We start from the raw sequence: 26,062 nt of genomic DNA on the forward strand, positions 1-26,062 counted from the left end.
GCGGCGCGATCGGCCCCGGCACAGCGATGAGCCCCGGACCATGGAACGGTCCGGGGCTCATATGCTTGTTCGCGCTGTTGCTATGCGCATCGGGGGCACTGCGCGCTGCGGCTCGGGGGCGGGAGATGCGTACTCGCTGTACGCGCCGCCAAGCTCAGGCTGTTACGGGGTGGGTTGTCAGGCGGTTGCCTGGCGTGCCCGGTTGCGGGCGGCGCGACGCTTCATGGCACGGCGCTCGTCCTCGCTGAGACCACCCCAGACGCCGGAGTCCTGGCCGGACTCAAGCGCCCACTGCAAACACTGCTCCATGACGGGGCAGCGGCGGCAGACGGCCTTGGCTTCCTCGATCTGCAGCAGCGCAGGACCGGTGTTGCCGATGGGGAAGAAGAGTTCCGGGTCTTCCTCGCGGCAAACGGCGTTGTGACGCCAGTCCATGGCTGCTACCTCTCCTTGGTATTACATGCACGTTGCTTGTGAATGTGAACGCTTTCACGAATCCCTCAACAAGTGAAGGGCCGATCATCAGACGGACTGATGTCGTCCTTGAAGTGAGGAGGGGTTCTGGCTCTCTGTGGGGGCCGGTGTTGCGGGCCGTCCCGATCGCCACTTAGAGACTCGCAAACCTCAGCGGCGGATACAACCCCTACCGGAAAGTTTTTTTGGATTCCTCGGTGTCGGCTCAGTCACAGCCGTACTTCCATGGGGTGGACCCTGGCCTAAACGTTCGAGTGGAAGGACTTTAGCCCGTTCCGCTCACACAATCACACGCAGTGCACGGCGTACGCCTGTGAACGTCACGCTCGTTCGCAGTCCCAGGTGGTCGCCGTCCATCTGGAGGGGCAGAGGGACCTTCGAATGCAAGGTGAAGTCCGTCAGGTCGTGCAGGGCGGTGGCATGCCTGCCATGGGGTCCCCGGTCGGGGGACGAAGTGAGCAACTGCATGCCATACCGGGCAACCGCACCCGTCGACATGCGGCTGAGGCCGAGTACGTCGAGCGCGGTATCGAACGAGGCCTTAGGTGAGGCGTACACCGGACGATTACCCAGATACGTCCAGGGGGACGTGTTGCAGACTATGGACAGCACCAGATCCGTCACCGGGTCGGCGCCCGGCTGTTCCAGGGTGATCGTGCCGTGCCGGCGATTGGCCTCGCCCAGGAATTGCCGCACAACTTGCCGCAGGTAAAGGGCATGTGTGGATTTACGGCCGCGTTCCCGCTGCTGCTCCACCCGCCCGATCACACCGGCGTCGAATCCCAGGCCCGCACAGAACGTGAACCAGCGCTCCGGCACCGACTCGTCCTCGGTCCCCGGGGTGCCCTTCGCGACACCGAGGCCCACCGTACGTTCCCGGTCCTCGCGCAGGGCGTCCAGCAGGACGCCGGTGGCCTCCACTGCGTCGTTGGGCAGTCCGAGGGCGCGGGCGAAGACGTTCGTGGAGCCGCCGGGGACCACGGCGAGGCGCGGCAGCCGGTCCGGGTCGGGCCCGTTGTGCAGCAGGCCGTTCACGACCTCGTTGACGGTCCCGTCGCCACCGAGAGCGACGACCAGGTCGATGTTCTCGCTCTCCGCCGCCTGCCGGCCGAGATCACGCGCGTGCCCCCGGTACTCGGTGGTGACCGCCTCGAGTTTCATCTCGCTCGCGAGAGCATGGGTCAGCACATCGCGCGTACGTGCGCTTGTGGTGGTAGCCGCCGGATTGACCACGAGAAGTGCACGCATGCGATGCAGCGTACCTACTGGGTGGTACTCGGCCCAGGGCAGGTTAGGGCTCAGTAAGAAAAGCGGACGTGAGCCGGGCGCTCCCGGGCGCCTCTCCGGGGCCCGGCCGAGCGCCGTGGAGCCCGCGGCTACCCTTTGGGAGTGAGCGCTGAGCAAACCCCCACCCCGGAAACCGCCGAAGAGCCGCGGCCCCTGCGGCTGACCGCGGCAGCCGTGCTCGCCGCGCTGGAGGGGCTCGCCCTGGTGACCGGCGGGGCCTTCATCCTCGTACTGGGGCTGACGGGCGATCCGGACGACCGGCAGCAGGCCGTCACCGGCGGTGTCACCCTGATCGTGCTCGCTCTGCTGCCGCTGCTCGCCGCGCGCGGGCTGCTGGGGCGGCGGAGCTGGAGCCGGGGGCCCGCCGTCATCACGCAGATCATGGCGCTGCCCGTCGCCTACAACCTGCTCCGGGCCGACAGCATGGCCATTCCGGGCGGGATCGTGCTGGGTGTGGTGGCGGTCACCGCGCTGGTGCTGCTGGTGAACCAGGAGACGACCCGGGCCCTCGGGATCCGGGGGCCCGGCAACGCGTCGGAGTGACCCCGAGGGTCTACTCCTCCACCAGCAGCCGCTCCCGCAGCTGGGCGAGCGTCCGCGCCAGCAGCCGGGAGACGTGCATCTGGGAGATGCCGACCTCCTGCGCGATCTGCGACTGCGTCATGTTGCCGAAGAAACGCAGCAGCAGGATCCGCTTCTCCCGGGGCGGGAGATCCTCCAGGAGCGGCTTGAGCGACTCGCGGTACTCGACGCCCTCCAGGGCCTCGTCGTACGAACCCAGGGTGTCCGCGACCGCGGGGGACTCGTCGTCCGTGTCGGGGACGTCCAGGGACAGCGTGGAGTAGGCGTTGGCCGACTCCAGGCCCTCCAGGACCTCCTCCTCCGAGATGCCCAGCTTCTCGGCCAGCTCGTGGACGGTGGGGGAGCGGCCGTGCCGCTGCGAGAGCTCCGCCGTCGCCGTGGTGAGCGAGAGACGCAGCTCCTGGAGCCTGCGCGGGACGCGGACCGCCCAGCCCTTGTCACGGAAGTGCCGCTTGATCTCGCCGACGACCGTCGGGGTCGCGTACGTCGAGAACTCGACGCCACGGTCCGGGTCGAAGCGGTCGACCGACTTGATCAGACCGATGGTCGCGACCTGGGTCAGGTCGTCCAACGGCTCACCGCGATTGCGGAAGCGGCGCGCGAGATGCTCGACGAGCGGGAGATGCATACGCACCAGCCGGTTGCGCAGCTCCGCGTACTCGGCACTGCCGTTCTCCAGCGCGCGCAGCTCGTAGAACAGGGCACGCGCTCCGCTGCGGTCCGTCGGGGAGTGCTGGGTGACCTGCACCTCCGGCTGTGCGCCCTGCGCGTCGTCTCGTTCGTGCTCGCTCATCGTCCCGCCTGTCGACCTTCCCTGAGCCCGCGCGTCGGCGGGGACAGGGGAGACCTCATTCGGCCCTTCCAGGGGCGCACTCTGCACGGCACCTTCCCGATCCAGCTGCCCGTCGTCCGTGAAGCCGGCCTCCGGGGGGTTGTCCTCCGGGTGCGGCCGGGCCTGCTCGGGGATGCCGGAGATACCGGCGATGCCGGAAATGGCGTCCGCCGTGCCCCGCGGCCCGTCCGGGCCGCCACTGCCCGCCCCGGGCAGCTCCCGTGTGCCGCGCTCTTCGTCCCGCACCGGCCCGTCCCCGTTCCTCACGCCGGCCCGGGTCCCGCGCCGCGCTTCTTGTGGAGACTGATCGACACGGTCTTGTCCTCGGCGACGGTCGAGTCGACCTGGCCCGCGAGGGCCGACAGGACGGTCCAGGCGAAGGTGTCGCGCGCGGGGGCGTGACCGTCCGTGGTCGGGGCCGAGACCGTGACCTCCAGGGAGTCGTCGATCAGTCGGAACACACAGCTGAGTACGGAGCCGGGCACGGCCTGCTGAAGCAGGATCGCGCAGGCCTCGTCCACCGCGATGCGCAGGTCCTCGATCTCGTCGAGGGTGAAGTCCAAACGGGCCGCGAGGCCGGCCGTAGCCGTACGCAGCACCGACAGGTAGGCACCCGCGGCCGGCAGCCGGACTTCCACGAAGTCCTGGGTCGCGGGCTCGCCTGCGAACTGGGACACCCTCACCTCCAAGGTGGTACAAGCTCTTTCGGGGGCCGAGGGTCGCCCCCCGGGGTAACGCGATACGTGGTTCAGCGGTGACGCTACCGCGCTCCGGACTTTCCTGTCCCCGGGACCCCAGCCCCTTGCTGTCACTCATAGTAAACCTATGGATACGCACAGTGGCTAGAGGTCTGCGGGCCCAATTGGGAAGAGCGCGCGCCGGGTTGACGTACCCAGGCGTCAGACGGTCGAACCGTCCGGATCCAGGGTCACACGAGTACGCCCTCGGTCACCAATGCCCCAGCTCACACGGGTGCGAGGCTGGATGTGCGGCGATTCGGGGCTTCCGCGCCGTCATCCGTGCCGTCATCCGCGCCGTCAGACAAGGACGTGGTCGACGAAGCACCAGCGCCAGCTCTCGCCGGGTTCGAAGGTCCGCATCACCGGGTGCCCGGTCTCCTTGTGGTGTTCTGTCGCGTGACGGTTCGGCGAGGAGTCGCAGCAGCCGACATGGCCGCATTCCAGGCACAGGCGCAACTGCACCGGGTGGGTGCCGGACGCCAGGCACTCCGGGCAGGTCTCGCTCTTGGGCTCTGGTTCCGGAAGGGGCAGCGCGTCGGCATGCGTGCACTGTTTCATGATTGCCAGGTTACGACGGCTGTTGCGGAAAGCCGCGCGGAAGCCGGAGCGCACGAAAACGAAGACGAAAACGAAGACGAAGACGAAGTGGGCGGACTGAGAGTGGGCCGAAACCGATGCATGTGATGCCACTGCTCCTGCTGGTCGCGGGGAGCGCCGCCGTTGCCGCCGCGGCCCGTCGCACCCCTGTCCCGCCCCCGCTGCTGCTGGTCGCGGCCGGCCTGCTGTTCGCGTACGTCCCCGGAGTCCCCGACTACGCGCTCGACCCGCATGTCGTCCTGCCGCTGATGCTGCCCCCGCTGCTGTACACGGCGGCCGTCGACAGCTCGTACCTCGATCTGCGCGCGCAACTGCGGCCCGTGGCACTGCTGTCCGTGGGCTACGTGCTCTTCGCGACGCTCGCCGTCGGCTGGGCGGCCTATCTGATCGTGCCCGGACTGCCCCTCACCGCCGCGCTGGTGCTCGGCGCGGTCGTGGCACCGCCGGACGCCGTCGCGGCAACGGCCATCGCGCGCCGGGTCGGGCTGCCGTCGCGGGTCACCACCATCCTCCAGGGCGAGTCCCTGGTGAACGACGCCACCGCGATCACCGCCTACCGCGTCGCCCTCGCGGCGGCCGTGGGGGAGGGCGCGACCTGGGCGGGCGGGATCGGCGAGTTCCTGCTCGCGGCGGTCGGCGGCATCGGCATCGGACTTCTCCTGATGGTGCCGATCCACTGGCTGCGCAGACGCCTGAAGGAGGCGCTGCTGCAGAACACGCTGTCCCTGCTGATCCCGTTCGCGGCGTACGCGGTCGCCGAGGAGGTGCACGCCTCCGGGGTTCTCGCCGTGGTGGTCGTGGCGCTGTATCTGGGACATCGCGCGTGGGAGGTCGATTTCGCGACCCGTCTCCAGGAGGAGGCGGTCTGGAAAATGGTTGCCTTCGTTCTCGAATCGGCGGTCTTCGCCCTGATCGGGCTGCAGCTGCCGGTCGTCATGAAGGGGCTCGGGGAGTACGAGGGTGTCGATGCCGCCTGGTACGCGATCGCCGTCTTCCTCGTGGTCGTCGTCACCCGGTTCGCCTGGGTGTACCCCGGCACGTTCGTGCCCAGGCTGATGTCGGAGCGGATCCGGGACCGGGAGCCGAATCCGACCTGGAAGGGCGCGTTCGTCATCTCCTGGGCCGGGATGCGGGGGGTCGTCTCGCTGGCCATCGCCTTCTCGATCCCGCTCACGGTGGAGGGCGGCGAGGAGTTCCCGGAACGGAACCTGATCCTCTTCCTGACCTTCACGACGGTCATCGGCACGCTGGTCGTCCAGGGGCTGACGCTGCCCCCGCTGATCCGGCTGCTGAAGCTGCCCGGCCGTGACACGCAAGCTGAGACGCTCGCGGAGGCGAACGCCCAGGCGCAGGCGTCCAGGGCCGCGCAGGGGCGCCTGGACGGTCTGCTGGAGGACGAGAGCAACGCACTGCCGCCTCCGCTGGCCGACCGGCTGCGCATGGTGCTGGAGCGCCGCCAGAACGCGGTCTGGGAGCGGCTGGGCTCGGTCAACCCGGTGACCGGCGAGACGGTGGACGACACCTACCGGCGGCTGTCCCGCGAGATGATCAGCGCTGAGCGGGAGGTGTTCGTGCGGCTGCGGGACGGGCGCTACATCGACGACGAGATGCTGCGGACCCTGCTGCGACGGCTGGACCTGGAGGAGGCGGCGGCGTTCCGGGAGGCGGAGTAGGGCGGTCCGGCACGCGGATCGCGGGCCGGTGGTTCAGGGGAACGGGTGCCCGGTGATCACCGCCACGACGGTGGTCCCGTTCGCGAAGGCGCCCTCCTGCGCGAGGGCGACAAGTCCGTACAGCATCTTGGCGACATAGAGACGTTCCACGGGTACGTCGTGACGGGCCTCGAAGTCGTCGGCGAAGGCGTGCAGTTCGGGGGTCGTACGGGCGTAGCCGCCGAAGTGGAAGCGGTGGTCGAGGGTCCACGAGCCGCGGAGCCCGCCGAAGGTGAGGTCCTGGAGGGCCCGTATCTCCGCGTCCAGGAAGCCCCCCTTGAGGACGGGGACGCCGAGGGCGCGCTGCTCGGGAGCCAGGCCCGCGGCGAGGCCGGCGAGGGTGCCGCCGGTGCCGCAGGCGACCGCGACGACATCGGCGTGGCCGCGCAGTTCCTCACCGAGGGCGCGGCAGCCCTGTACGGCGAGCGGGTTGCTGCCGCCTTCCGGCACGACGTGGGCGTCCTCGGCCCCGGCCGCCCGGCGGATGGCGGCGAGGGTGTCCGGGTCGGCCTTGTGCCGGTAGGTCGATCTGTCGACGAAGTGCAGGCGCATGCCGTTGGCCGCGCAGTGGGCCAGCGAGGGGTTGAGGGGGAGGTCGGCGAGTTCCTGACCTCGGACCACACCGACCGTGGGCAGGCCCAGCAGGCGGCCGGCGGTGGCCGTGGCGCGCAGATGGTTGGAGTAGGCGCCGCCGAAGGTGAGGATCGGGCGTCCGGCGGCGGCCTCCAGGTTGGGGACCAGCTTGCGCCACTTGTTGCCGATCAGGTCCGGGTGGATGAGATCGTCGCGCTTGAGGAACAGCCGGAGCCCGCGGTGCGTGAAGCGGGGGTCGGTGAGTTCCTGGAGAGGGGTGGGGAGAGGCACGGGGAAAGGCACGGGCCCATTCTCGCCGGGGCGAGAAATTCCTACTTCAGACGGTCGCGCACCCTGTCCCTCAGCCACTGCATGCCGAAACCCCGGGGATCGACCTTGCCGGGCTGCCATTCGAGGTGGCCGATGACCGACCGCTCCGTCCAGCCGTGATGACGGCACAGCGCCGCGGCGACCTTCTCGACGGCGTCGAGCTGGGCCGGCGGCCAGGGATCCTCGCCGTCGCCGAGGTTCTCGCACTCGAAGCCGTAGAAGTGACGGTTGCCGTCCGTGTTGGCCTCGTTGTCCGGTGGCAGCGCCTTCTCCGCGATCACTGCGCGCAGCACGTCGTCGTCACCCAGGCCCGCGTGGTTGGCCCTGCCGTAACCGACCAGATGGACGCGCCCGTCCTTGGTGATGACGCCGTGGCACAGGGGGCCGGGCAGCTCGGCGTAACCCTCGCGGCAGAGTTCCACCGTGTACTCGCTGCCCCGGGTCACCGTGTGATGGATCATCACGCCGTGGACCGGGCCCCAGGGACCCTTGTGGTTGCGGTTGTGGTGGACCCAGTCGCCCACTTCGACGACGTCGACGCCTTCTTCCCTGAGCCGGTCCAGAAAGTCGCCTGCGGACATGGGTGGGGCCATGACCGTCTCCTTCGCCCGCACGACGGCCACCGTTCGTGACCGCCTCGTACCGCAGCTTGTACCGGAATCCGACGGTCGAGGTCGAATTGTTCGTACGGCGTGCGAGCCGATCCGGCCGATCGAACTGATCGGGCCGATCCGGTCAGTGACGCCGATGCGGCGTCACCGGCCGTCACTGGCGCAGAAACGCGTCCCCGTTCACCGCGATGTGGCTCTCCAGAGCCTGCAGGGCCCGCTGTGTCGCGTCCGGGGTACCGCTGCCGCGCCGCTCCGCGTAGTACGCCGCGCCCAGTTTCTTGAGCAGGTCGGCGCCGGCCCGCTGGGCCTGTACCTCGTCGAGCTTCTGCTTGCCCTGCGTCAGGCCGCGCTGTGCCTGTTCCTTGGCGCGGTCCAGGAAGCCTGCCATCGGTCTCTCCTGTTCGTCGTCCGTCGAATGCTCAAACGGGCCGCCCGATCTTGAAGTTCCCCGTACGAGGTAATTCCTGTTCGCAGGGTCGAACGAGGTGGCGAAGAACCTCTTTGTGCCCACTTCCGAGATGATCCATTCCCGCTCATTCGTGTAATAGCACTGCCCCCTTCGGTGCGGAAGGCTGGTGCGCGCAGGCGTCCGACGCCGAGCACACCCGAGGGGGCGACGCGTCGGCGCATTACGCGTTAATGGGAGGGCAGTTCTTTATGTCGGTAGGCGAAGAGATCCGCACGGAGCAGGACAAGCCGCAGCAGAGTCTCGGCACAACGGCCGCGCGGAATCTGGCCACCACCACCAAGTCCGTACCCCAGATGCAGGAGATCAGCTCGCGCTGGCTGCTGCGCATGCTCCCCTGGGTGAACGTGCAGGGTGGTACATACCGTGTGAACCGACGGCTCACCTACTCCGTGGGAGACGGCCGTCTGACGTTCGTGAAGACGGGCGACCGCGTGGAAGTGGTCCCCGCCGAACTGTCCGAGTTGCCGGCCCTGCGGTCCTACGAGGACGAGGAAGTGCTCTCGGAGCTGGCCCGGCGCTGCCAGCAGCGGGAGTTCACACCTGGTTCGGAGATCGCCTCGTTCGGCAGCCCGAACGACGAGGTGTTCCTGCTGGTGCACGGCAAGGTCGAGAAGATCGGCACGGGTCCGTACGGCGACGACGCCGAACTCGGCATGCTGGCCGACGGGGCGTACTTCGGGGACCAGGCGCTGCTCGACCCGGACGCCCTGTGGGAGTACACGGCCCGCGCGGTCACCACGGTCACCGTGCTGACCCTCTCCCGTCAGCACTTCGAGCAGGTCGCCGAGCGCGCCGACTCACTGAGCGGGCACCTCCAGCAGCTGCGGGCGATCCCGGAGCAGAACGCCAACAAATACGGCGAGAGGGAGATCGACCTCGCGGCCGGTCACCACGGCGAGGCGGACATCCCGCGCACGTTCGTCGACTACGAGGCCAGCCCCCGCGAGTACGAACTGAGCATCGCCCAGACCGTACTGCGCATCCACTCGCGCGTCGCCGACCTCTACAACCAGCCGATGAACCAGACCGAGCAGCAGCTCCGGCTCACGGTCGAGGCACTGAAGGAGCGCCAGGAGCACGAACTCGTCAACAACCGGGAGTTCGGACTCCTCAGCAACTGCGAGTACGACCAGCGGCTCCAGCCGCACGACGGCGTGCCCAGCCCCGACGACCTGGACGAACTGCTCAGCAGGCGGCGCGGGACCAAGTTCCTGCTGGCGCATCCGCGGGCGATCTCCGCGATCGGCCGTGAGCTGAACAAGCGCGGCCTCGTCCCCGAGACGATCGACATGAGCGGCAACCGCATCCCCACCTGGCGTGGGGTGCCGATCTTCCCGTGCAACAAGATCCCGGTCACCGAGGCCCGTACGACCTCGATCATCGCGATGCGTACCGGCGAGGCCGAACAGGGGGTCATCGGGCTCCAGCAGGCCGGAATCCCGGACGAGATCGAGCCCAGCCTGTCCGTGCGGTTCATGGGCATCAACGAACAGGCGGTCATCAACTACCTGGTGACGGCCTACTACTCGGCGGCCGTCCTCGTGCCGGACGCCCTCGGCGTGCTGGAGAACGTCGAGATCGGCCGCTGGCGATGACCCCGCCCCACGGCCCGGCCGAGACCATCGGGACTCTGGCCCCGGAGAGGCGGAACTCCATCGGCGGTCCGGCTCGAAGGCGTTCGGAGAGATCCCCGGAGTCCGGGGGACGGGAGCGGCCGGCCGTGGGCGCAGGGCACGAAGCGGGGCAGGAGAACAACCCCGTACAGGCACGGGGGAAGGGCGAGGAGCCTGGTCCACCCACCGGGGCGGACGGGCAGGACGCCGAGCTCATCCTGGAGCAGGCCCGGGCGGTCGTCGATCCCGAGCTGCGCGCGGCGATCGAGTCGCTGCCCGGGGCCATGCGCAGCGTCGCGCTCTACCACTTCGGGTGGGAGCACGCGGACGGCAGTCCGGCGTCGGGCAACGCGGGCAAGGCGATCCGCCCCGCGCTCGTGCTGACCGCGTCGGCCGCACTCGGCGGCCGACGGGAAGCCGCAGTGCGGGCGGCCGCGGCGGTGGAGCTGGTGCACAACTTCACCCTGCTGCACGACGACGTCATGGACCGGGACACCACCCGCAGACACCGGCCCACCGCGTGGACCGTGTTCGGCGACGCCGACGCGATCCTCACGGGGGACGCCCTGCACGCCCTGGCGATGCGGCTGCTCGCCGAGGACCCGCACCCGGCGTCCGCCACCGCCGCCGCCCGGCTCGCGTCCTGCGTGATCGAGCTGTGCGAGGGGCAGCACGCGGACACGGCCATGGAGAAGCGGGGCCCCGACGAGGTCACCCTCGACGAGTGCCTCGTCATGGCCGAGGCCAAGACGGGCGCGCTGCTCGGCTGCGCCTGCGCCCTCGGGGCGCTCTACGCGGGCGGATCGGCCGCCGACGTCGAGGCGATGGACGCGTTCGGCCGGGAGGCCGGGCTCGCCTTCCAGCTCATCGACGACGTGATCGGGATATGGGGCGACCCGAGCCGCACCGGCAAGCCGGCCGGGGCGGATCTGGTCGCCCGCAAGAAGTCCCTGCCCGTGGTCGCCGCACTGGCCTCCGGCACACCGGCGGCCACGGAACTGGCCGAGTTGTACGGGGTTCCGTACGACGAGAGCCAGGAAGGGGCACTGGAGCGGACGGTGCTCGCCGTCGAGCGGGCGGGCGGCCGGGACTGGGCGCAGCTCCAGGCGGCCGACCGGATGGCCCGCGCGATACACGAGCTGTCCCGCGCGGTCCCCGACCCGGAGGCGGCCGGCGGCCTCCTGTCGCTGGCCGAGTTCGTGACCCGCCGCACCACCTGAGGCCCCGGAGACCCCCGCCACCCGCGGCGGGGCGCACGGCCCTGACTCCGTGCTCCCCGAGGCGGCGCTCCGGCGGCGGGTCCCGCACATCCCCACGGTGTGCGGGGCCCGTCACATCCCGCACACCGGTTACGCTCAACCGCCATACGATCAACGGTGGTTGAGACAAAAGGGGCGGGCATGGGCGTGGCGATACGGACGGCGGGCGAGGACGACCGCGAGCTGGTGGTCCGACTGCTGGACGAGGCGTTCCAGGACGACCCGGTGAGCGGCTGGGTGTTCCCGGAGCAGGGGCACCGCCGCGCGACGCATCCCAAACTGATGGCCGCCTTCCTCGACATCGTGCTCGCCGAGGGCCGCGTCGACCTCGCCGAGGACGGCACGGCGTGCGCCCTGTGGCTGTCCGTCCCCGCCGACGCCCACCCGGAGAACGAAGGGGAGGCGGAGGCAGAGGAGAACGGCGACGCGGCCCAGTTGCGGGAGGCCGTCGATCCCGACAACGAGCGCGTGGAACTGATCGGGCAGCTCACGGCCGCCATACACCCCTCCGGCCGGGCCCACGAATACCTGTGGATGATCGGCGTCGCGCCGGACAGCCAGGGCCAGGGGCTGGGCGCGGCTCTCATCCAGCACGTCCTGGAGCGCTGCGACCGCGAGGGAGTGGCCGCCTATCTGGAGGCGAGCAGCGCCCGCAGCCGCACGCTGTACGAGCGCCTCGGCTTCGTCCTCCTCGACCGCCCCCTCGACCTCCCGGACGGCCCCCGGATGTGGCCCATGTGGCGCGAGCCCCAGGCCTGATCCCCGCTCACCGGAAAGAGAACAGCTTGCGAAAGCTCACCTACTTCGTCGCCTGCTCGATCGACGGCTTCATCGGGGACGAGAGCGGCGACGCCTCCTTCATGTATCCCTACGTGGACGAGCCGTTCCTGGAGTACCTGAGGACGGAGTATCCCGAGACCATCGCCACCGCAGGCCGCCGCGCCCTCGGCCTCGACGACCTCCCCAACCGCCGCTTCGACACCGTCGTCCAGGGCCGGGCCAGCTACGAGGTGGCCCTGAAGGAGGGCATCACCAGCCCGTACGCACACCTGCGCGAGTACGTCGCCTCGCGCACCCTGCGGGAGTCGCCCGACCCGCACGTCGAGATCATCGCCGCCGATCTGGTCGCCAGGGTCCGCGAACTCAAGGCGGAGGAGGGCGGGCTGGGCATCTACCTGTGCGGCGGATCCCGCGTCGCGGGTGAGCTGTACGACGAGATCGACGAACTCGTCATCAAGACGTACCCGATCGCCCTGGGCACCGGCATGCCGATGTTCGGCGCCGGCTTCGACGTCTCGGAGTTCGTTCTCGACGAGCTGCGCCCCTTCAAGAACGGAGTGCTCGTGCGGACGTACCGCAGAAAGCGCTGAACCGGCGGGGAGCGCCCCGGTCGGTCCCGCAATACCCTGAGGGCATGGGCAGAGACGAGCACGACTGTCCCGTCTGCGGACAGCCTGTGACCACGGTGGTCAGGCGGTACAAGACGCTGGGCGCATGGGTGCCGAAGTGGGTCGCCGGGCCGTGCCGGAACACCGCGTGCGAGGCGTACGTCGATCCGGCCGCCGAGGCCGAGGACGGCTCCGGCGAAGCCGCCCGACCGCCGCGGCCCGGGCCGGGGCAGCCGTCGTGAAGCACCTGGTGACGGTGCGATCACTCCTGCGAAGGCCCCTGCGAGATGGTCTATTTTGGCTTCATGTCCGAATCCTCGCTCCCGCACATACTCCACATCACCGAACGCGCCCTCTGGGACGCCGCTCGCGAGCGTGGCACCTACGAGATGTCGACGCGTGGCCGCACCCTCCAGGAGGAGGGCTTCATCCACTGCTCGACCCGCGCCCAACTTCCGGGCGTGGCAGCCTTCCTGTACGGCTCCTACGACGGCCCCGACGACCTCGTGGTGCTGGTCGTGGACCCCGCGGGACTCGACGCACCCCTGAAGTACGAGGCCCCGGAGCCGGGCGCCGAGGAGTTCCCGCACGTGTACGGGCCGATCCCGGTGACCGCCGTGGTGGACGTCGAGGCGTGGGGGTGAGCCGCGGGGTGTGGCGGTGGGCACCCTAGGCGGGGATGTCCGCCGTCGTCGGCACCGCCGTAGCCGTCGGCTTCGGTGGCAGGCCGCCCGTTTCGGGGTCGCGGCCGGTGAGGCAGTACGTGCCGCCCGCCGGGTCGCGCATGACCGTCCAGTGGGTGTGGTGGGCGACGACTGTGGCACCCAGGCGCTCATGACGGTCGCGGGTCGCCGCGATGTCGGCGCAGGCCAGGTCAAGGTGGGCACAGGCGGCGGCCCGGTCGGTGTCGAGGCGCTGCAGGAGAACGCGGATCGGGAGGCCGGCCGGGGGCCTGAGGACGTGGAACTCCGGGAGGGAGCCCGCGAGGGAGTCCCAGCCGGTGAGTCGCTCCCAGAAGGCGATTTCCGTGGCGTACGCGGCGGGCGGGATGTCGATGGACACCTGGTCGAGGCGGCTGCCGTCCACCACGGCGGGCCGCACCGTCTCCCCGTGCCAGGGCACGGCGCAGAACAGCAGCCCGGCGGGTGAGCTCAGCACGGTCCAGCCGTCGTGCGCGCCGACGACCGTCGCCCCGAGCCCCGACGCCGACCCGACGAAGGCGTCGACGTCCTCGACGGCGAGGTCGAGATGGGCGCCGCCGTCCCCGGAGGCCACCCCCTGGACCTTGACGCAGGGGTCGCCCGCACCCGGCAGCAGGGTCACGAACTCGCCCTGCTCACCCCGGGTTTCCGACATCCGCGTCTCCGTGACGGCGGTCCAGAACGCCTGGGCGGCGCCGAGGACCCCGACGGGCCGGTCGACGAAGGCGTAGGTCCAGCGAATGGGGCTTCCGGTGCCGATGATGTCGCTCATGAAGTGATCGTAGGGTGGCGATCTTCCACGTCACCTGCCCTTTTTCCAGGACCAGGCTTTGCCCGCAGTTCGCCGCGAATATGTCTGCGCTTGCTTCCATCGAACACATGGACCACATCACGTTCCTGGTGGCGGTCGTCATCGTGACGGCCCTGGCCTTCGACTTCACCAACGGATTCCACGACACGGCGAATGCGATGGCCACCTCCATCGCCACCGGCGCCCTGAAACCGAGAACAGCGGTCCTGATCGGCGGAGTCCTCAACATCGTCGGCGCGTTCCTGTCCACCGAGGTCGCGAAGACGATCTCCGGCGGCATCGTCGACGACACCCTCGTCACCCCCGGGATGATCTTCGCGGGGCTGGTCGGGGCGATCCTGTGGAACCTGCTGACCTGGCTGGTGGGGCTGCCGTCGAGTTCCTCGCACGCACTGTTCGGCGGGCTGATCGGCGCGGTGTGGGTGGGTGCCGGCGCCGAGGGCGTGCACTTCACGAAGGTCGTCGAGAAGGTGCTGATCCCGGCGCTGGCCTCGCCGCTCGTGGCCGGCCTCGCGGCCCTGATCGCCACGTACCTCGCCTACAAGCTCACGGCCCGCGCCCGCAAGGACTCGGTGACCAAGGGATTCCGGGCCGGCCAGATCGCCTCCGCCTCCCTCGTCTCCCTCGCGCACGGCACGAACGACGCGCAGAAGACCATGGGCATCATCACCCTGACCCTGATCTCCGCGGGCGCGCTCGGACACGACGCGGGCCCCCCGGTGTGGGTGATCGCCTCGGCGGGTCTCGCCATCGGCCTGGGCACCTATCTGGGCGGCTGGCGGATCATCCGGACCATGGGCAAGGGGCTGACCGAGATCCAGTCACCGCAGGGCTTCGCCGCCGAGACGGCGTCCACCGCCGTCATCCTCACCTCCGCCCACCTCGGCTTCGCCCTGTCCACCACCCAGGTGGCGTCGGGAAGCATCCTGGGCGCGGGCCTGGGCCGACGGCTGGCGGAGGTGCGCTGGGGTGTCGCGGGCCGCATGGTGATGGCGTGGCTGATCACCCTCCCCGCCGCGGCACTGGTCGGTGGGGTCTCCGCGGGCGCCGTCAGGTACGGCGGCAACTTCGGCACCGTGGTCGTCGCCCTGGTCGCCGTCGCGGTCGCGGCGGGCATCGTCCTCGCTGCGCGCCGCAATCCGGTCGACGCGCACAACGTCAACGACACCCACGAGGTCAGCATCAAGTCGACGGCGCCGACGACCGTCGGTACGGCCGCGTGAGCGAGGGAGAACCCACATGAAGCTGGACTGGACAGCACTGGGCCAGGTCGCCGCCGTGAGCCTCGGGGTCACCGTCGCCGTGGTCGTCGTCTTCGCCTTCGGCGTCCTCGGGCTCGCGCGGGTCGAAGGTGCGCGTGAGAATGAAGAAGGCACCCAAGCGCTCGGGTTCACCCAGGCCGGGCTGTGCTTCCTGGCGTGTGCGGCCGTGGTGGCGTACGGCATCTATCTGATCGTGCCGCAGTTCCACTGACCGCTGATGTCGATGCCCAGGAGGCCGAAGGTATGACAACACTGATGTCCGGGCTGAAGGTCGACTACAGCGACCTCGACGAGCCCGTCCTCATCCGGCCGGACGGCAGCCCGGTCGAGACCTGGCGCGAGAACTACCCGTATGCCCAGCGCATGGAACGCGGAGAGTACGAGTTGCACAAGCGGCTCCAGCAGATCGAACTGCTGAAGCTGCAGAGCTGGATCAAGCAGACCGGACGCCGACTGGTCGTCGCCTTCGAAGGCCGGGACGCGGCCGGAAAAGGCGGCACGATCAAGCGCTTCACGGAGCATCTCAACCCGCGCGGCGCCCGTGTGGTGGCCCTGGAGAAGCCCACCGAGCGCGAACGCGGCCAGTGGTACTTCCAGCGGTACGTCGAGCACCTCCCGACCGCCGGTGAGATAGTCCTCTTCGACCGCTCCTGGTACAACCGGGCCGGTGTGGAACGGGTCATGGGCTTCTGCACGGACGACGAGTACCTGCGCTTCACCCGTCAGGCCCCACTGTTCGAGCGCATGCTCGCCGACGACGGCGTCGACCTGATCAAGTTCTGGTTCTCGGTCTCCCAGGGCGAGCAGCGCACGCGTTTCACCATCCGCCAGGTCGACCCCGTACGGCAGTGGAAGCTGAGCCCCATGGACCTGGCCTCCCTGGACCGCTGGGACGACTACACGGCGGCCAAGGTCGCCATGTTCCGGGCGACGGACACCGAACAGGCCCCCTGGACGGTGGTGAAGAGCAACGACAAGAAGCGGGCGCGGGTGGAGGCGATGCGCAGCGTCCTGGCCCGCTTCGACTACACGGACAAGGACGAGGAGGTCGTCGGCAGCCCCGACCCGCGCATCGTGGGTGCGGCGGCCAACCTGCTGGAGGCGGGAGAGGATGACGACGGCGTGTAAGCCCCGCGCGGCCTGACACCCACACCCACCGGGAGCCGCTGACGTGTCCGACCGCACCCCGTCCTCCGCCACCGACCGCACCCGCCTCGCCGACAGCGCGTACAGCAGTGACCGGGACCTGGCCGCCCGGCAGTCGATCTACCGGTGGCAGACGCCCCGTCACGACCTGCAGGGGATCGTCGCCGGACAGTTGGCCGGGGTGCGGGGCGGCGGGCGTGTGGTGGACGTGGGCTGCGGCAACGGCACGTATCTCCAGCGGCTGCGCGCGGAGCGGCCCGGGCTGTCCCTGCTCGGGCTCGACCTCTCGCCCGGCATCCTCGCCACTGTCCCCGGCCCGGTCGCCGTGGCGGATGTCACGCGGCTGCCGCTGGCCACGGGGAGCGTGGACGCGGCCCTGGCGATGCACATGCTCTACCACGTGCCCGACATCCCCCAGGCGGTACGGGAGTTGTCGCGCGTCGTCGCCCCGGACGGGCTGGTGATCGTCTCCACCAACGGCGCCGACGACAAGGCCGAACTCGACGACCTGTTTCACCGGGCCGCGAGCGACGTGCTCGGCGCCGGACGGGAACCGGCCCGGTTCTCGATCGGCGCCCCCTTCTCGCTGGAGAAGGCCCTGGCCTTCCTCGGGGAGGAGTTCGGCCGGGTACGGACGATCGAACTCCCCAGCACCGTCACGGTCCGCGAACCCGGGCCGGTCGTCGCGTACCTGGCGTCGTACCGGGCCTGGGCGGACCAGTACGACGCCCCCTTCGACGCGACGGTCGAGCGGGCCCGCGCCATCGTCACCGACCGGATCGCCCGCGAGGGGGCCTTCGAGATCGGCTGCCGGGCTGGCATCCTCGTGTGCCGGCGCTGAGGGGGCTCGTACGGCGGCACCGGGAGGACGGCAAGGCAGCGAAAAGGGCCGGTCGACCTCGACCGGCCCTTCACAGAAGGCTTGTTCAGGCCTTCTTGGTCTCCCAGAAGATCTTGTCGATCTGGGCGATGTAGTCCAGAGCCTTCTGGCCCGTCGCCGGGTCCGTGGACGCCTTGGCGGCCGAGAGGGCCTTCAGGGCGTCGTTGACCAGCTGGTGCAGCTCCGGGTACTTCTCGAAGTGCGGGGGCTTGAAGTAGTCGCTCCACAGGACCGACACGTGGTGCTTGGCGAGCTCTGCGCGCTGCTCCTTGATGACGGTGGCGCGCGCCTGGAAGTGAGGGTCGTCGTTGGCGGCCATCTTGTCCTGCACGGCCTTCACCGACTCCGCCTCGATGCGGGCCTGGGCCGGGTCGTACACACCGCAGGGCAGGTCGCAGTGTGCGCTGACCTTCACCTTGGGGGCAAACAGGCGGGAAAGCATGGAGCGTTCCTTCCTCGTGATCGTCTTCTCAGGTTGGACATTACTCCCTGAGAGAGGGCTTTTCGCGAGTGCCCCCATGGGCTTAGGACAAAAGTAGGGGGTCAGACTGGGACTGGTGGAGGATGGAACCGGGGAGGTGCCGGGATGCCGGAGCTGTCGCAGGAGAGCGAACACGAGAGCGAACGCGAGGGCGAGCGTGAGAGCGAGCACGGAGGGGCCGCGAAGCTCTTCGGGTGGGTCGCCGTGACCGGGCCGTCGATGGTGCCCACGCTGTATCACGGCGATTTTCTCGTGGTGCGGTACGGCGGCCGGGTCAGGGTCGGCGACATCGTCGTCCTGCGCCATCCGTTCCAGCAGGACCTGCTGGTCGTCAAACGGGCCACAGAGCGCCGTGAGGGCGGCTGGTGGGTGCTGGGGGACAACTCCTTCGCCGGAGGCGACAGCACCGACTACGGCACCGTGCCCCACGAGCTGATCCTGGGCCGGGTCCGGTTCCGGTACCGGCCGCTCAAGCCCGGTCAGCGTTCGCCGCTGGCGCTGCTGCGCTGGGCCGTGTCGGCCGCCAGGCTCGTCTTCTCGGACCGGTCCGCCTCCAGCCGTTTGCGGGCGCGGTAGGCGGCCACGTTGGCCCGGGTCGCGCAGCGGTCCGAGCAGTAGCGCCGGGAGCGGTTCGTCGAGGTGTCGAGGTAGGCGTTGCGGCAGGGCGGCGCCTCGCACAGGCCCAGCCGGTCCACCCCGTACTCGGTGAGGTGGAAGGCCAGGCCCATCGCGGCGATGGCCGCGTAGCCCGCCGTCGCGTTCGACGGATGGTCGGCGAGGTGCATGTGCCACAGCGGACGGCCGTCGTCGTCCCGGAAGTCGTGCCCCGAGATCTGCGGGCTCACCGGGAACTCCAGCAGGAGCGAGTTCAGCAGGTCCACCGAGAGCGTCTCGTCGCCCGTGTCCGCCGCCTCGAAGACGGCGCGCAGCCGGGCCCGTACGGAGCGGAACCGGGTCACGTCGGCATCGGTGGCGCGACGGCCGGCCTGCTGGTTGGCGCCGAACAGACCACGGACGGCGTCGATGGAGGTCAACGAGTCCTTGCCGCGCGCCGGTTCCTCGGTGTTGACGAGACGCAAGGCATAGTCCGAGTAATAGGCCAGTTCCACTTGTAGTCCTTACGAGGGCGTTCTATGGTCGTGGATGCGAGGAAGTAACGGCTGACATTGCTTCCAGGGTATTACGCATGTGTTCAGAAGCGGGCGAGTGAGCGGCTGACAACGAGGGGGTTTCCATGACCACCACTACCGGTACCGACGCCGGAACCGACTGGAATGCCTGGCAGACGAGCTGGGACAGGCAGCAGGAGTGGTACATGCCGGACCGTGAGGAACGGTTCCGGATCATGCTCGACATGGTCGAGGCCCTCGTCGGCCCCGCCCCACGCGTCCTCGACCTCGCCTGCGGCACGGGAAGTATCACGTCCCGGCTGCTCGACCGGTTCCCGCGGGCCACCAGCGTCGGCGTCGACCTCGACCCGGCCCTCCTCGCCATCGCCGAGGGCACCTTCGCGGGCGACGACCGGGTCACCTTCGTCACGGCCGACCTCAAGGACCCGCGGTGGACGAGCGGGCTGCCGTACGACTCGTACGACGCCGTCCTGACCGCCACCGCCCTGCACTGGCTGCACAGCGAACCTCTCGCGGACCTCTACGGGCGGATCGCGGAACTCGTCCGCGACGGCGGTCTGTTCATGAACGCGGACCACATGATCGACGACAGCACGCCCCGGATCAACGCGGCGGAGCGCGCCCTGCGCCACACCCGTATGGATCAGGCCAAACACGACGGAGCCGTCGACTGGGCCGAATGGTGGCAGCTGGCCGCCCAGGACCCCGCCCTCGCCGGACCGACCGCCCGCCGCTTCGAGATCTACGGCGAACACGCCGACGGCGACATGCCCTCCGCCGAGTGGCACGCGCGCGTGCTGCGCGAGAAGGGGTTCGGGGAGGCGCGTGCGGTGTGGTGCTCACCCTCGGACACGCTGCTGCTGGCGCTGAAGTAGCCCACGGGGGCGGAAAGTTCGGCGGTACGGGAAATCCGTACCGCCTTTTTCCGTGCGCGCCGCGTCCTGCCCGGGGCCCCACCGCACTGGTGAGGGTGAGACGGTCTTCGACCAGGGGACCGGGAGAGGGGGAGGGATGACGCGGGGCGCGGACGCGACTCTGCACGCCTTCGTGGAGGGCAGACGCACGGCGCTGTTCCGGAGCGCCTATCTGCTCTGCGGCAACCGTGACGAGGCGGAGGACCTCGTACAGACGACGCTCGTGAAGGTCGTCCTCGGGGCCCGCAGATACGGGCGGCTGGACAACCTGGAGGCCTACGCTCGGCAGACGCTGATCAACACCTTCATCGCGGGGCGCCGGCGCTTCTGGCGGCGCGAACATGCGTACGGCGAACTGCCGGAGACGCCCGTCGAGTCGGCGGACAACGACACGGGCCTGATGGTGCGCGCGGCGCTGGCGAAGCTCGCGCCCAAACAGCGGGCGGTGCTGGTGCTGCGCTACTGGGAGGACCTCAGCGTCGCGGACACCGCCGACCTGCTGGGGATGCGGGTGAGCACGGTCAAGAGCCACACGGCCAGGGGACTCGCGGCGATGCGGGCCGCGGTGCGGGAGGAACACGTATGAGCAACGACACCGACGAGGTCGAGACGTGGCTGGAGGGGCGCGAGCTCCTCGGCCGGGCCGTGGGCGGGATGCCCGTGTCCCCGGGGGGCAGCACGGAGGCGGTGTTCGCGCGCGCGGCGCGGGTACGGCGGCGACGGTGGGGCGCGGTGACGGTCGTCGCGGCGGCCGGGGTCGCGGCGGGGGTGGTCGCGGGGCCGGGATGGTTGACGTACGACGAGGCCGGGCCGAACGTGGGGACGGCCCGGCCCGTCGGCGGGGCCACCCAGGACGCGGCGCGGTTCGCGAAGCTGCTGCCGGGTGGGGTGGGCGAGATCCGTGAAGTGGACCTGCCTCCCGGCGACCTCTTCTGGAGGCCGCAGTTTGTGCAGGCCGGCCCGAGCGGGCCGTACCGGGGCGACTACGCGGTCAACAGGGACGGCGGTGTCGGGTACCTCAGGGTCGACGGCGTGTTCAGCGGCGTACGGTCCGCGGGCTGGAAGAACCCCTGCACCTGGCGGCCCGATGCGGCGAAGAGCTGGAGCACCAGGGAGTCCGTCGTGCTGTACAGCGCCGAGCGGTCCTGCACCTTCGAGCGGCTGCCGAACGGGAACGTCCTGGAGTTCCGGGAGAGCTGGGACCCGGTCAACTTCGTTGTCGGCACGGACGGGCTCCAGAAGTGGGGCAGGTTCCTCAGCGCCACGCTCTACCTGAAGAGCGGCGGCTACCTCCAGGTCGACAGCGCGCGCGGCTTCACGGGCAGCGAGTCACTGGGCAAGCCCCTCGGCTCCGTGCCGCTGGACAAGGACCAGCTGCTCGAACTGGCCCTCGCCCCTGAGCTATTGCCCAAGGACAAGCGCTAGAGCGACGCGAAGGGGCGGTACGGGACACCCGTACCGCCCCTCACGCGTGTCTCAGAGAACCTTGGACAGGAACGACTGGGTCCGCTCGTGCTGCGGGTTCGTCAGGACGTCGCGTGGGTTGCCGGACTCGACGACCACGCCGCCGTCCATGAAGACGAGACTGTCGCCCACCTCGCGGGCGAAGCCCATCTCGTGGGTGACGACGACCATCGTCATACCGGACTCGGCCAGGTCGCGCATGACGTCGAGCACGTCACCGACCAGCTCCGGGTCCAGCGCCGAGGTCGGCTCGTCGAACAGCATCAGCTTCGGGTCCATCGCCAGGGCCCGGGCGATGGCGACGCGCTGCTGCTGGCCGCCGGAGAGCTGCGAGGGGTAGTTGGCGGCCTTGTCGGCCAGGCCCACGCGCTCCAGGAGCTGGCCCGCACGCTCACGGGCCTGCGCCTTGCTGATGCCCTTTACCTGGACCGGGGCCTCCATGACGTTCTCCAGCGCCGTCATGTGCGGGAACAGGTTGAAACGCTGGAACACCATGCCGATGTCCCGCCGCTTCAGCGCGACCTCGCTGTCCTTCAGCTCGTACAGCTTGTCGCCCTTCTGGCGGTAGCCGACCAGCTCCCCGTCGACGTACAGGCGTCCGGCGTTGACTTTCTCCAGGTGGTTGATGCACCTGAGGAACGTCGACTTGCCGGAGCCGGAGGGGCCGATGAGGCAGAAGACCTCGCGGGGCTTCACTTCGAGGTCGATGCCCTTGAGGACCTCGACGTTGCCGAAGGACTTGTGGACGCCCTCGGCCTTCACCATCGGCGTACCGGAGTCCGCCTTGGTCACGTTGGGGGTCATGCGCTGGCCCCTCCCCCCGAGCGGTTGGACAGGGACAGCATGTTCGCCTTGATCTTCTGGAACGGAGTGGCCGGGAGCGAACGGCTGGAACCGCGCGCGTAGTACCGCTCGATGTAGTACTGGCCGACGCTGAGGACCGAGGTGAGGATCAGGTACCAGGCCGCCGCGAGGAAGTACATCTCCACCGGAGCGCCGGACGTCTGCCCGATGTCCTGGGCGTAGCGGAACAGTTCGGCGAACTGGACCACCGACACCAGCGAGGTCGTCTTCAGCATGTTGATGACCTCGTTGCCCGTGGGCGGCACGATCACGCGCATCGCCTGCGGGATCACGATCCGGCGCAGGGTCTTGGCGTGGCTCATGCCCAGGGCGTGCGAGGCCTCCGTCTGGCCCTCGTCGACCGACAGGAGGCCGGCGCGGCAGATCTCCGCCATGTAGGCGGCCTCGTTCAGGCCCAGGCCCAGGAGCGCCGTCAGGAGCGGCGTCATGAAGCTGGACCAGTAGTCTTTGTAGATCGGACCGAGGTTGATGTAGGTGAAGACCAGGCCGAGGTTGAACCAGACCACGAGCTGGACCAGGACCGGGGTGCCGCGGAAGAACCAGATGTAGAACCAGGCGATGGTCGAGGTCACCGGGTTCTTCGACAGTCGCATGACGGCGAGCAGGATGCCGCCGACGATGCCGATCACCATCGAGAGGACCGTCAGCAGGAGGGTCTTCCAGACGCCGGTGATGATGCGGTCGTCGAAGAAGTAGTCCGGTACGGCGCCCCAGTTGATGTTGCCCTGGGCGAACGCGGAGATGATCGCGCCGAAGAGCGCGATCGCGACGACGGCCGAGACGTACCGCCCGTAGTGCCGGACCGGGATGGCCTTGATGGCCTCCGGTCCGGCCGGGGGAGTGTCCGCCGGTCCTGTCGTCTTGTCGGTGTCAACAGTCACGGGTGTTGCCTTTCAGTGCCCGTAGCTTCCGTGAGCCTGGGGTCACTTGCCGCCGTTGACCGTGGCCGACGTCACCGCGCCGTCCTCGACGCCCCACTTGGCGATGATCTTGCCGTACTCGCCGTTCTTGATGATCGCGTCGAGCGCGGCCTGCAGGGCGTCCCGGAGCTGGGTGTTCGTCTTGGCGACGGCGATGCCGTACGGCGCCGCCTCGACCTGCTCGCCGACGACCTGGAAGTCGTTGCCGCCGCCCGAGGTCTTCACCGCGTACGCCGTGACCGGGAAGTCGGAGGAGCCGGCGTCGGCGCCGCCCGCGCGCACCCGGGTCTGGGCCTGCTGGTCGTTGTCGTACGACTCGATGGCGATCTTCTTGCCACCCGTGCACTTCTTCGTCTCGGCCTTGGCGAGGTCCTCGGAGACCGTGCCGCGCTGGACCGCGATCTTCTTGCCGCAGAGGTCGGCCCAGCTCTTGATGCCCTGGTCGTCGCCCTTCTTGGTGTAGATCGAGACACCGGCGGTGAAGTAGTCGACGAAGTCGACGCCCTCGCCGACCTTCTTGCCGTTCTCGGTGCCCTCCTGGCGGTCCTTGGTGTCGGTCATCGCGGACATGGCGATGTCGTACCGCTTGGAGCGCAGACCCGTGATCAGGGTGTCGAAGGTGCCGTTCTCGAACTTGAACGTCACACCGAGCTGCTTACCCATGGCGTCCGCGAGGTCCGGGTCGAGACCGACCGTCTTGCCGGAGCCGTCCTTGAACTCGACCGGCGCGTACGCGATGTCCGAGCCGACCGTGACAACACCCTTGTCCCGGATGGCCTGGGGCAGCTTGGCGGCCAGCGGGGCGGAGCTCGTCGACGCGGTGTCCGAGCCCGTGCCCTTGTCCTTGGTCTGGTCACCGCAACCGGTGAGCAGCAGGGCGCCCGCGACCGCGATCGCACCGACCGCGGCTAGCCGGTTGTGCGCGGCGGTCGTACGAAGGGTGGAGCTTGCGGTCATGGTGGGTTCCTCCGGCGGATGGATGGTGTGCCATTGGGGCCGGGGCCTGCCCCGGAGGGCGGACGATTCCGGCGGGTCGACTGGTGCACGCATCTTTGAGTGTCGCGACCTTGTGTGATTACGGCATCTTGCCATTCGGACTGAGGCATTCAGACGACCGGCCATGTCAAAATCGGATAACGGGTGACCCCCGTGCGGCATCAGGTCGGTGCACCAGAGCCGGACCTTCCCGGATCTTCTACGGGAATCATTCGTTCCGGCCGGAAGATCTTCGGTGCATCTCGCCAGGTGAGCGGCTGTTGCATCCGTACGTACAGCCGAGTGAGGACCTCGTCCTGATTCCATCCCGACTTGAACCCGGCCTGATCACGACTTGATGCCGTCCGGATCGCATCGGCTTGCGCCATCCTTGCGATTCGGGCCCCGCACGCCTCTCGATTTGATCGATCATGCCCGGGTATGTGGCCATGTGTGGTGATGAGTCATGTCGCCCCCGTGTGACCTTCGCGTTATGGGGTCGTCGTCGGTGTCCTCCGTCCGGTAAGAAGGTTCTTCACACCCCTCATCCGGGGCTCAGGGCGCGTGTGCGGCGCGCCCGTCGCGCTCGTGCCCGTGCGCATCACTCACCGGGGCCTTGCGCGGTGCCCGCCCACCCCTCACCAGGAGTGGTCACCCTCCAAACCTTGAAGACTTAAGGGGTAAACAAAGTGGCAGCGGAGATCGTCAATCCTCGCGGCGACATCGTCACCGACAGTGATGCCGGTGAGTTCGACCCGGCGTTCGCTCTGCACCGGGGCGGCAAGATGGCCGTGCAGGCCACCGTGCCCATCCGTGACAAGGACGACCTGTCCCTCGCGTACACGCCCGGTGTGGCCCGGGTGTGCACCGCCATCGCCGAGCAGCCCGACCTCGTCAACGACTACACCTGGAAGTCGAACGTCGTCGCGGTCGTGACGGACGGTACGGCCGTCCTGGGACTCGGTGACATCGGCCCCGAGGCCTCCCTCCCGGTGATGGAGGGCAAGGCGATCCTGTTCAAGCAGTTCGGCGGTGTGGACGCGGTCCCGATCGCGCTGGCCTGCACGGGCGTTGACGAGATCATCGAGACGGTGGTCCGGCTGGCGCCGTCCTTCGGTGGGGTCAACCTGGAGGACATCTCGGCACCGCGCTGCTTCGAGATCGAGCGGCGGCTCCAGGAGCAGCTGGACATCCCCGTGTTCCACGACGACCAGCACGGCACGGCGGTCGTGACGCTGGCGGCCCTGCGCAACGCGGCGCGGCTGACCGGGCGGGAGCTCGGGGAGCTTCGGGGCGTGATCTCGGGCGCGGGTGCGGCGGGCGTCGCCATCGCGAAGTTCCTCCTTGAGGCGGGCCTGGGCGATGTCGCCGTCGCCGACCGCAAGGGCGTCGTCTCGGCGGACCGGGACGACCTCACGCCGGTCAAGCGCGAGCTGGCCGAGCTGACGAACAAGGCCGGGCTGACGGGGTCGCTGGAGAGTGCCCTCGCGGGCGCCGACGTCTTCATCGGTGTCTCCGGCGGTACGGTCCCGGAGGCGGCGGTGGCTTCGATGGCCAAGGACGCGTTCGTGTTCGCGATGGCCAACCCGGACCCCGAGGTGCACCCCGATGTGGCGCACAAGTACGCGGCGGTCGTCGCGACCGGGCGTTCGGACTTTCCGAACCAGATCAACAACGTGCTGGCGTTTCCGGGGATCTTCGCGGGGGCGCTGCAGGTGCGGGCGTCTCGGATCACGGAGGGGATGAAGATCGCGGCGGCGGATGCGCTTGCGGCTGTCGTCGGTGAGGATCTGGCTGCCGATTACGTGATTCCGTCGCCGTTCGATCCGCGGGTTGCGCCTGCCGTTACCGCGGCGGTCGCTGCGGCGGCTCGGGCCGAGGGTGTTGCTCGGCGCTGAGCCTGGTTTCTCAGGGTGGCCCCGCCCATTTGTGGCGGGGCCTTTCTGTTTCGCCCCCGCCGCCCCTACCCGTCCCATCCCGTTCCTGGGGGCTGCGCCCCCAGACCCCCCATCGGCCCTGAAGGGGCCTCGTCCTCAAACGCCGGACG

Annotated in this window: 31 protein-coding genes; 17 read left to right on the forward strand and 14 right to left on the reverse strand. The window is 69.3% G+C overall.

The genetic code is table 11. From position 1 onward, the window contains the following. Positions 1-177 precede the first annotated feature (177 nt). Both OG241_RS37945 and OG241_RS37950 read right to left on the reverse strand, forming a co-directional pair. Positions 178-435, reverse strand: coding sequence for a WhiB family transcriptional regulator (locus OG241_RS37945; protein WP_006380970.1), 258 nt, complete (start codon positions 433-435; stop codon positions 178-180). Between the two features lie 318 nt (positions 436-753). Then, positions 754-1,722 carry a diacylglycerol/lipid kinase family protein gene (locus tag OG241_RS37950; protein WP_405822019.1) on the reverse strand — a complete coding sequence of 323 codons (969 nt, stop codon included), beginning with the start codon at positions 1,720-1,722 and terminating at the stop codon, positions 754-756. A gap of 141 nt (positions 1,723-1,863) precedes the next feature. Here OG241_RS37950 and OG241_RS37955 point away from each other — a divergent pair, with 141 nt between their 5' ends. Beyond that, entirely contained in the window at positions 1,864-2,304 is a 441-nt protein-coding gene (locus tag OG241_RS37955; protein ID WP_405822021.1) for a hypothetical protein, read from the forward strand. Positions 2,305-2,314: 10 nt separating this feature from the next. On the opposite strand, the gene OG241_RS37960 is transcribed toward OG241_RS37955, so the two are convergent. The 3 genes from OG241_RS37960 to OG241_RS37970 all read right to left on the reverse strand — a co-directional run bounded on the left by OG241_RS37960 (position 2,315) and on the right by OG241_RS37970 (position 4,473). Then, complete coding sequence (locus OG241_RS37960; RefSeq protein WP_405822023.1) at positions 2,315-3,442, reverse strand: RNA polymerase sigma factor SigF; 1,128 nt, start codon at positions 3,440-3,442, stop codon at positions 2,315-2,317. After that, entirely contained in the window at positions 3,439-3,852 is a 414-nt protein-coding gene (locus tag OG241_RS37965; RefSeq protein WP_006380964.1) for a hypothetical protein, read from the reverse strand. The genes OG241_RS37960 and OG241_RS37965 overlap by 4 nt, the downstream gene beginning before the upstream one ends. 360 nt (positions 3,853-4,212) lie before the next feature. After that, entirely contained in the window at positions 4,213-4,473 is a 261-nt protein-coding gene (locus OG241_RS37970) for a UBP-type zinc finger domain-containing protein (RefSeq protein ID WP_006380972.1), read from the reverse strand. A gap of 116 nt (positions 4,474-4,589) precedes the next feature. On the opposite strand from OG241_RS37970, the gene OG241_RS37975 reads away from it, so the two are divergent. Beyond that, positions 4,590-6,185: a Na+/H+ antiporter gene (locus OG241_RS37975; RefSeq protein WP_405822025.1), complete on the forward strand. Its 1,596-nt coding sequence runs from the start codon at positions 4,590-4,592 to the stop codon at positions 6,183-6,185. Between the two features lie 33 nt (positions 6,186-6,218). Here OG241_RS37975 and OG241_RS37980 read toward each other — a convergent pair whose 3' ends face one another. The 3 genes from OG241_RS37980 to OG241_RS37990 form a co-directional block, all read right to left on the reverse strand. Then, entirely contained in the window at positions 6,219-7,088 is an 870-nt protein-coding gene (locus OG241_RS37980; protein ID WP_405826666.1) for a 1-aminocyclopropane-1-carboxylate deaminase/D-cysteine desulfhydrase, read from the reverse strand. Positions 7,089-7,129: 41 nt separating this feature from the next. Next, positions 7,130-7,720, reverse strand: coding sequence for an N-acetylmuramoyl-L-alanine amidase (locus tag OG241_RS37985; RefSeq protein ID WP_405822027.1), 591 nt, complete (start codon positions 7,718-7,720; stop codon positions 7,130-7,132). A gap of 172 nt (positions 7,721-7,892) precedes the next feature. After that, positions 7,893-8,126: a hypothetical protein gene (locus OG241_RS37990; RefSeq protein ID WP_405822029.1), complete on the reverse strand. Its 234-nt coding sequence runs from the start codon at positions 8,124-8,126 to the stop codon at positions 7,893-7,895. Between the two features lie 269 nt (positions 8,127-8,395). Here OG241_RS37990 and OG241_RS37995 point away from each other — a divergent pair, with 269 nt between their 5' ends. The 6 genes from OG241_RS37995 (at position 8,396) to OG241_RS38020 (ending at position 13,111) form a co-directional block, all read left to right on the forward strand. Then, positions 8,396-9,802 carry a family 2B encapsulin nanocompartment shell protein gene (locus OG241_RS37995; protein WP_405822031.1) on the forward strand — a complete coding sequence of 469 codons (1,407 nt, stop codon included), beginning with the start codon at positions 8,396-8,398 and terminating at the stop codon, positions 9,800-9,802. 125 nt (positions 9,803-9,927) lie between these two features. Beyond that, entirely contained in the window at positions 9,928-11,040 is a 1,113-nt protein-coding gene (locus OG241_RS38000) for a family 2 encapsulin nanocompartment cargo protein polyprenyl transferase (protein WP_405822033.1), read from the forward strand. A 180-nt stretch (positions 11,041-11,220) separates the two neighbouring features. Beyond that, positions 11,221-11,838 carry a GNAT family N-acetyltransferase gene (locus tag OG241_RS38005; RefSeq protein WP_405822035.1) on the forward strand — a complete coding sequence of 206 codons (618 nt, stop codon included), beginning with the start codon at positions 11,221-11,223 and terminating at the stop codon, positions 11,836-11,838. 26 nt (positions 11,839-11,864) lie between these two features. Further along, positions 11,865-12,449, forward strand: coding sequence for a dihydrofolate reductase family protein (locus OG241_RS38010; protein ID WP_405822037.1), 585 nt, complete (start codon positions 11,865-11,867; stop codon positions 12,447-12,449). A gap of 44 nt (positions 12,450-12,493) precedes the next feature. Further along, positions 12,494-12,709, forward strand: a complete 216-nt coding sequence (locus OG241_RS38015; protein WP_405822039.1) for a hypothetical protein — start codon at positions 12,494-12,496, stop codon at positions 12,707-12,709. A 63-nt stretch (positions 12,710-12,772) separates the two neighbouring features. Then, positions 12,773-13,111: a DUF952 domain-containing protein gene (locus OG241_RS38020; RefSeq protein WP_405822040.1), complete on the forward strand. Its 339-nt coding sequence runs from the start codon at positions 12,773-12,775 to the stop codon at positions 13,109-13,111. A 25-nt stretch (positions 13,112-13,136) separates the two neighbouring features. On the opposite strand, the gene OG241_RS38025 is transcribed toward OG241_RS38020, so the two are convergent. Further along, a complete protein-coding gene (locus OG241_RS38025; RefSeq protein ID WP_405822042.1) occupies positions 13,137-13,940 on the reverse strand; it encodes a VOC family protein in 804 nt (267 codons plus the stop codon). A 107-nt stretch (positions 13,941-14,047) separates the two neighbouring features. On the opposite strand from OG241_RS38025, the gene OG241_RS38030 reads away from it, so the two are divergent. From OG241_RS38030 to OG241_RS38045, 4 genes are read left to right on the forward strand one after another with little or no spacing between them, the layout of a single operon-like run. Beyond that, positions 14,048-15,202, forward strand: a complete 1,155-nt coding sequence (locus OG241_RS38030; protein ID WP_405822044.1) for an anion permease — start codon at positions 14,048-14,050, stop codon at positions 15,200-15,202. Between the two features lie 16 nt (positions 15,203-15,218). Next, complete coding sequence (locus tag OG241_RS38035; RefSeq protein ID WP_405822046.1) at positions 15,219-15,452, forward strand: hypothetical protein; 234 nt, start codon at positions 15,219-15,221, stop codon at positions 15,450-15,452. Between the two features lie 32 nt (positions 15,453-15,484). Then, positions 15,485-16,369 (forward strand): polyphosphate kinase 2, encoded by an 885-nt coding sequence (gene ppk2 / locus OG241_RS38040; protein ID WP_405822048.1) that lies wholly within the window; start codon positions 15,485-15,487, stop codon positions 16,367-16,369. A 43-nt stretch (positions 16,370-16,412) separates the two neighbouring features. Next, positions 16,413-17,228 carry a class I SAM-dependent methyltransferase gene (locus tag OG241_RS38045; RefSeq protein WP_405822050.1) on the forward strand — a complete coding sequence of 272 codons (816 nt, stop codon included), beginning with the start codon at positions 16,413-16,415 and terminating at the stop codon, positions 17,226-17,228. Between the two features lie 85 nt (positions 17,229-17,313). Here the strand turns inward: OG241_RS38045 and sodN are convergent, their stop codons facing one another. Next, positions 17,314-17,709 (reverse strand): superoxide dismutase, Ni, encoded by a 396-nt coding sequence (gene sodN / locus OG241_RS38050; protein ID WP_005480378.1) that lies wholly within the window; start codon positions 17,707-17,709, stop codon positions 17,314-17,316. A 144-nt stretch (positions 17,710-17,853) separates the two neighbouring features. Between sodN and sodX the strand changes: the two genes are divergently transcribed. Further along, on the forward strand, positions 17,854-18,324 hold the full coding sequence (sodX, locus tag OG241_RS38055; RefSeq protein WP_405822052.1) for a nickel-type superoxide dismutase maturation protease: 471 nt from the start codon (positions 17,854-17,856) through the stop codon (positions 18,322-18,324). Here the strand turns inward: sodX and OG241_RS38060 are convergent. Beyond that, positions 18,228-18,857: a CGNR zinc finger domain-containing protein gene (locus tag OG241_RS38060; RefSeq protein WP_319098775.1), complete on the reverse strand. Its 630-nt coding sequence runs from the start codon at positions 18,855-18,857 to the stop codon at positions 18,228-18,230. The genes sodX and OG241_RS38060 overlap by 97 nt on opposite strands. A gap of 125 nt (positions 18,858-18,982) precedes the next feature. Here OG241_RS38060 and OG241_RS38065 point away from each other — a divergent pair, with 125 nt between their 5' ends. The 3 genes from OG241_RS38065 to OG241_RS38075 all read left to right on the forward strand — a co-directional run bounded on the left by OG241_RS38065 (position 18,983) and on the right by OG241_RS38075 (position 21,217). Beyond that, complete coding sequence (locus OG241_RS38065) at positions 18,983-19,753, forward strand: class I SAM-dependent methyltransferase (RefSeq protein WP_405822054.1); 771 nt, start codon at positions 18,983-18,985, stop codon at positions 19,751-19,753. Between the two features lie 136 nt (positions 19,754-19,889). Further along, positions 19,890-20,378, forward strand: a complete 489-nt coding sequence (locus OG241_RS38070) for a SigE family RNA polymerase sigma factor (RefSeq protein ID WP_405822056.1) — start codon at positions 19,890-19,892, stop codon at positions 20,376-20,378. Continuing rightward, a complete protein-coding gene (locus tag OG241_RS38075) occupies positions 20,375-21,217 on the forward strand; it encodes a hypothetical protein (RefSeq protein WP_405822058.1) in 843 nt (280 codons plus the stop codon). Before OG241_RS38070 ends, OG241_RS38075 begins: the two co-directional genes overlap by 4 nt. 51 nt (positions 21,218-21,268) lie before the next feature. Here OG241_RS38075 and OG241_RS38080 read toward each other — a convergent pair whose 3' ends face one another. The 3 genes from OG241_RS38080 to OG241_RS38090 are packed head-to-tail and all read right to left on the reverse strand — an operon-like array spanning position 21,269 to position 23,997. Then, positions 21,269-22,021, reverse strand: coding sequence for an amino acid ABC transporter ATP-binding protein (locus tag OG241_RS38080; protein ID WP_405826667.1), 753 nt, complete (start codon positions 22,019-22,021; stop codon positions 21,269-21,271). A 35-nt stretch (positions 22,022-22,056) separates the two neighbouring features. Further along, a complete protein-coding gene (locus tag OG241_RS38085) occupies positions 22,057-23,001 on the reverse strand; it encodes an amino acid ABC transporter permease (protein ID WP_405822061.1) in 945 nt (314 codons plus the stop codon). A gap of 42 nt (positions 23,002-23,043) precedes the next feature. Then, positions 23,044-23,997 carry an ABC transporter substrate-binding protein gene (locus OG241_RS38090; RefSeq protein WP_405822063.1) on the reverse strand — a complete coding sequence of 318 codons (954 nt, stop codon included), beginning with the start codon at positions 23,995-23,997 and terminating at the stop codon, positions 23,044-23,046. A gap of 707 nt (positions 23,998-24,704) precedes the next feature. Between OG241_RS38090 and OG241_RS38095 the strand changes: the two genes are divergently transcribed. Beyond that, entirely contained in the window at positions 24,705-25,913 is a 1,209-nt protein-coding gene (locus tag OG241_RS38095) for an NADP-dependent malic enzyme (RefSeq protein WP_405822065.1), read from the forward strand. Positions 25,914-26,062: the final 149 nt, after the last annotated feature.

Origin of the sequence: Streptomyces sp. NBC_01390 (assembly GCF_045040105.1) — a bacterium.
GTDB lineage: Bacteria > Actinomycetota > Actinomycetes > Streptomycetales > Streptomycetaceae > Streptomyces.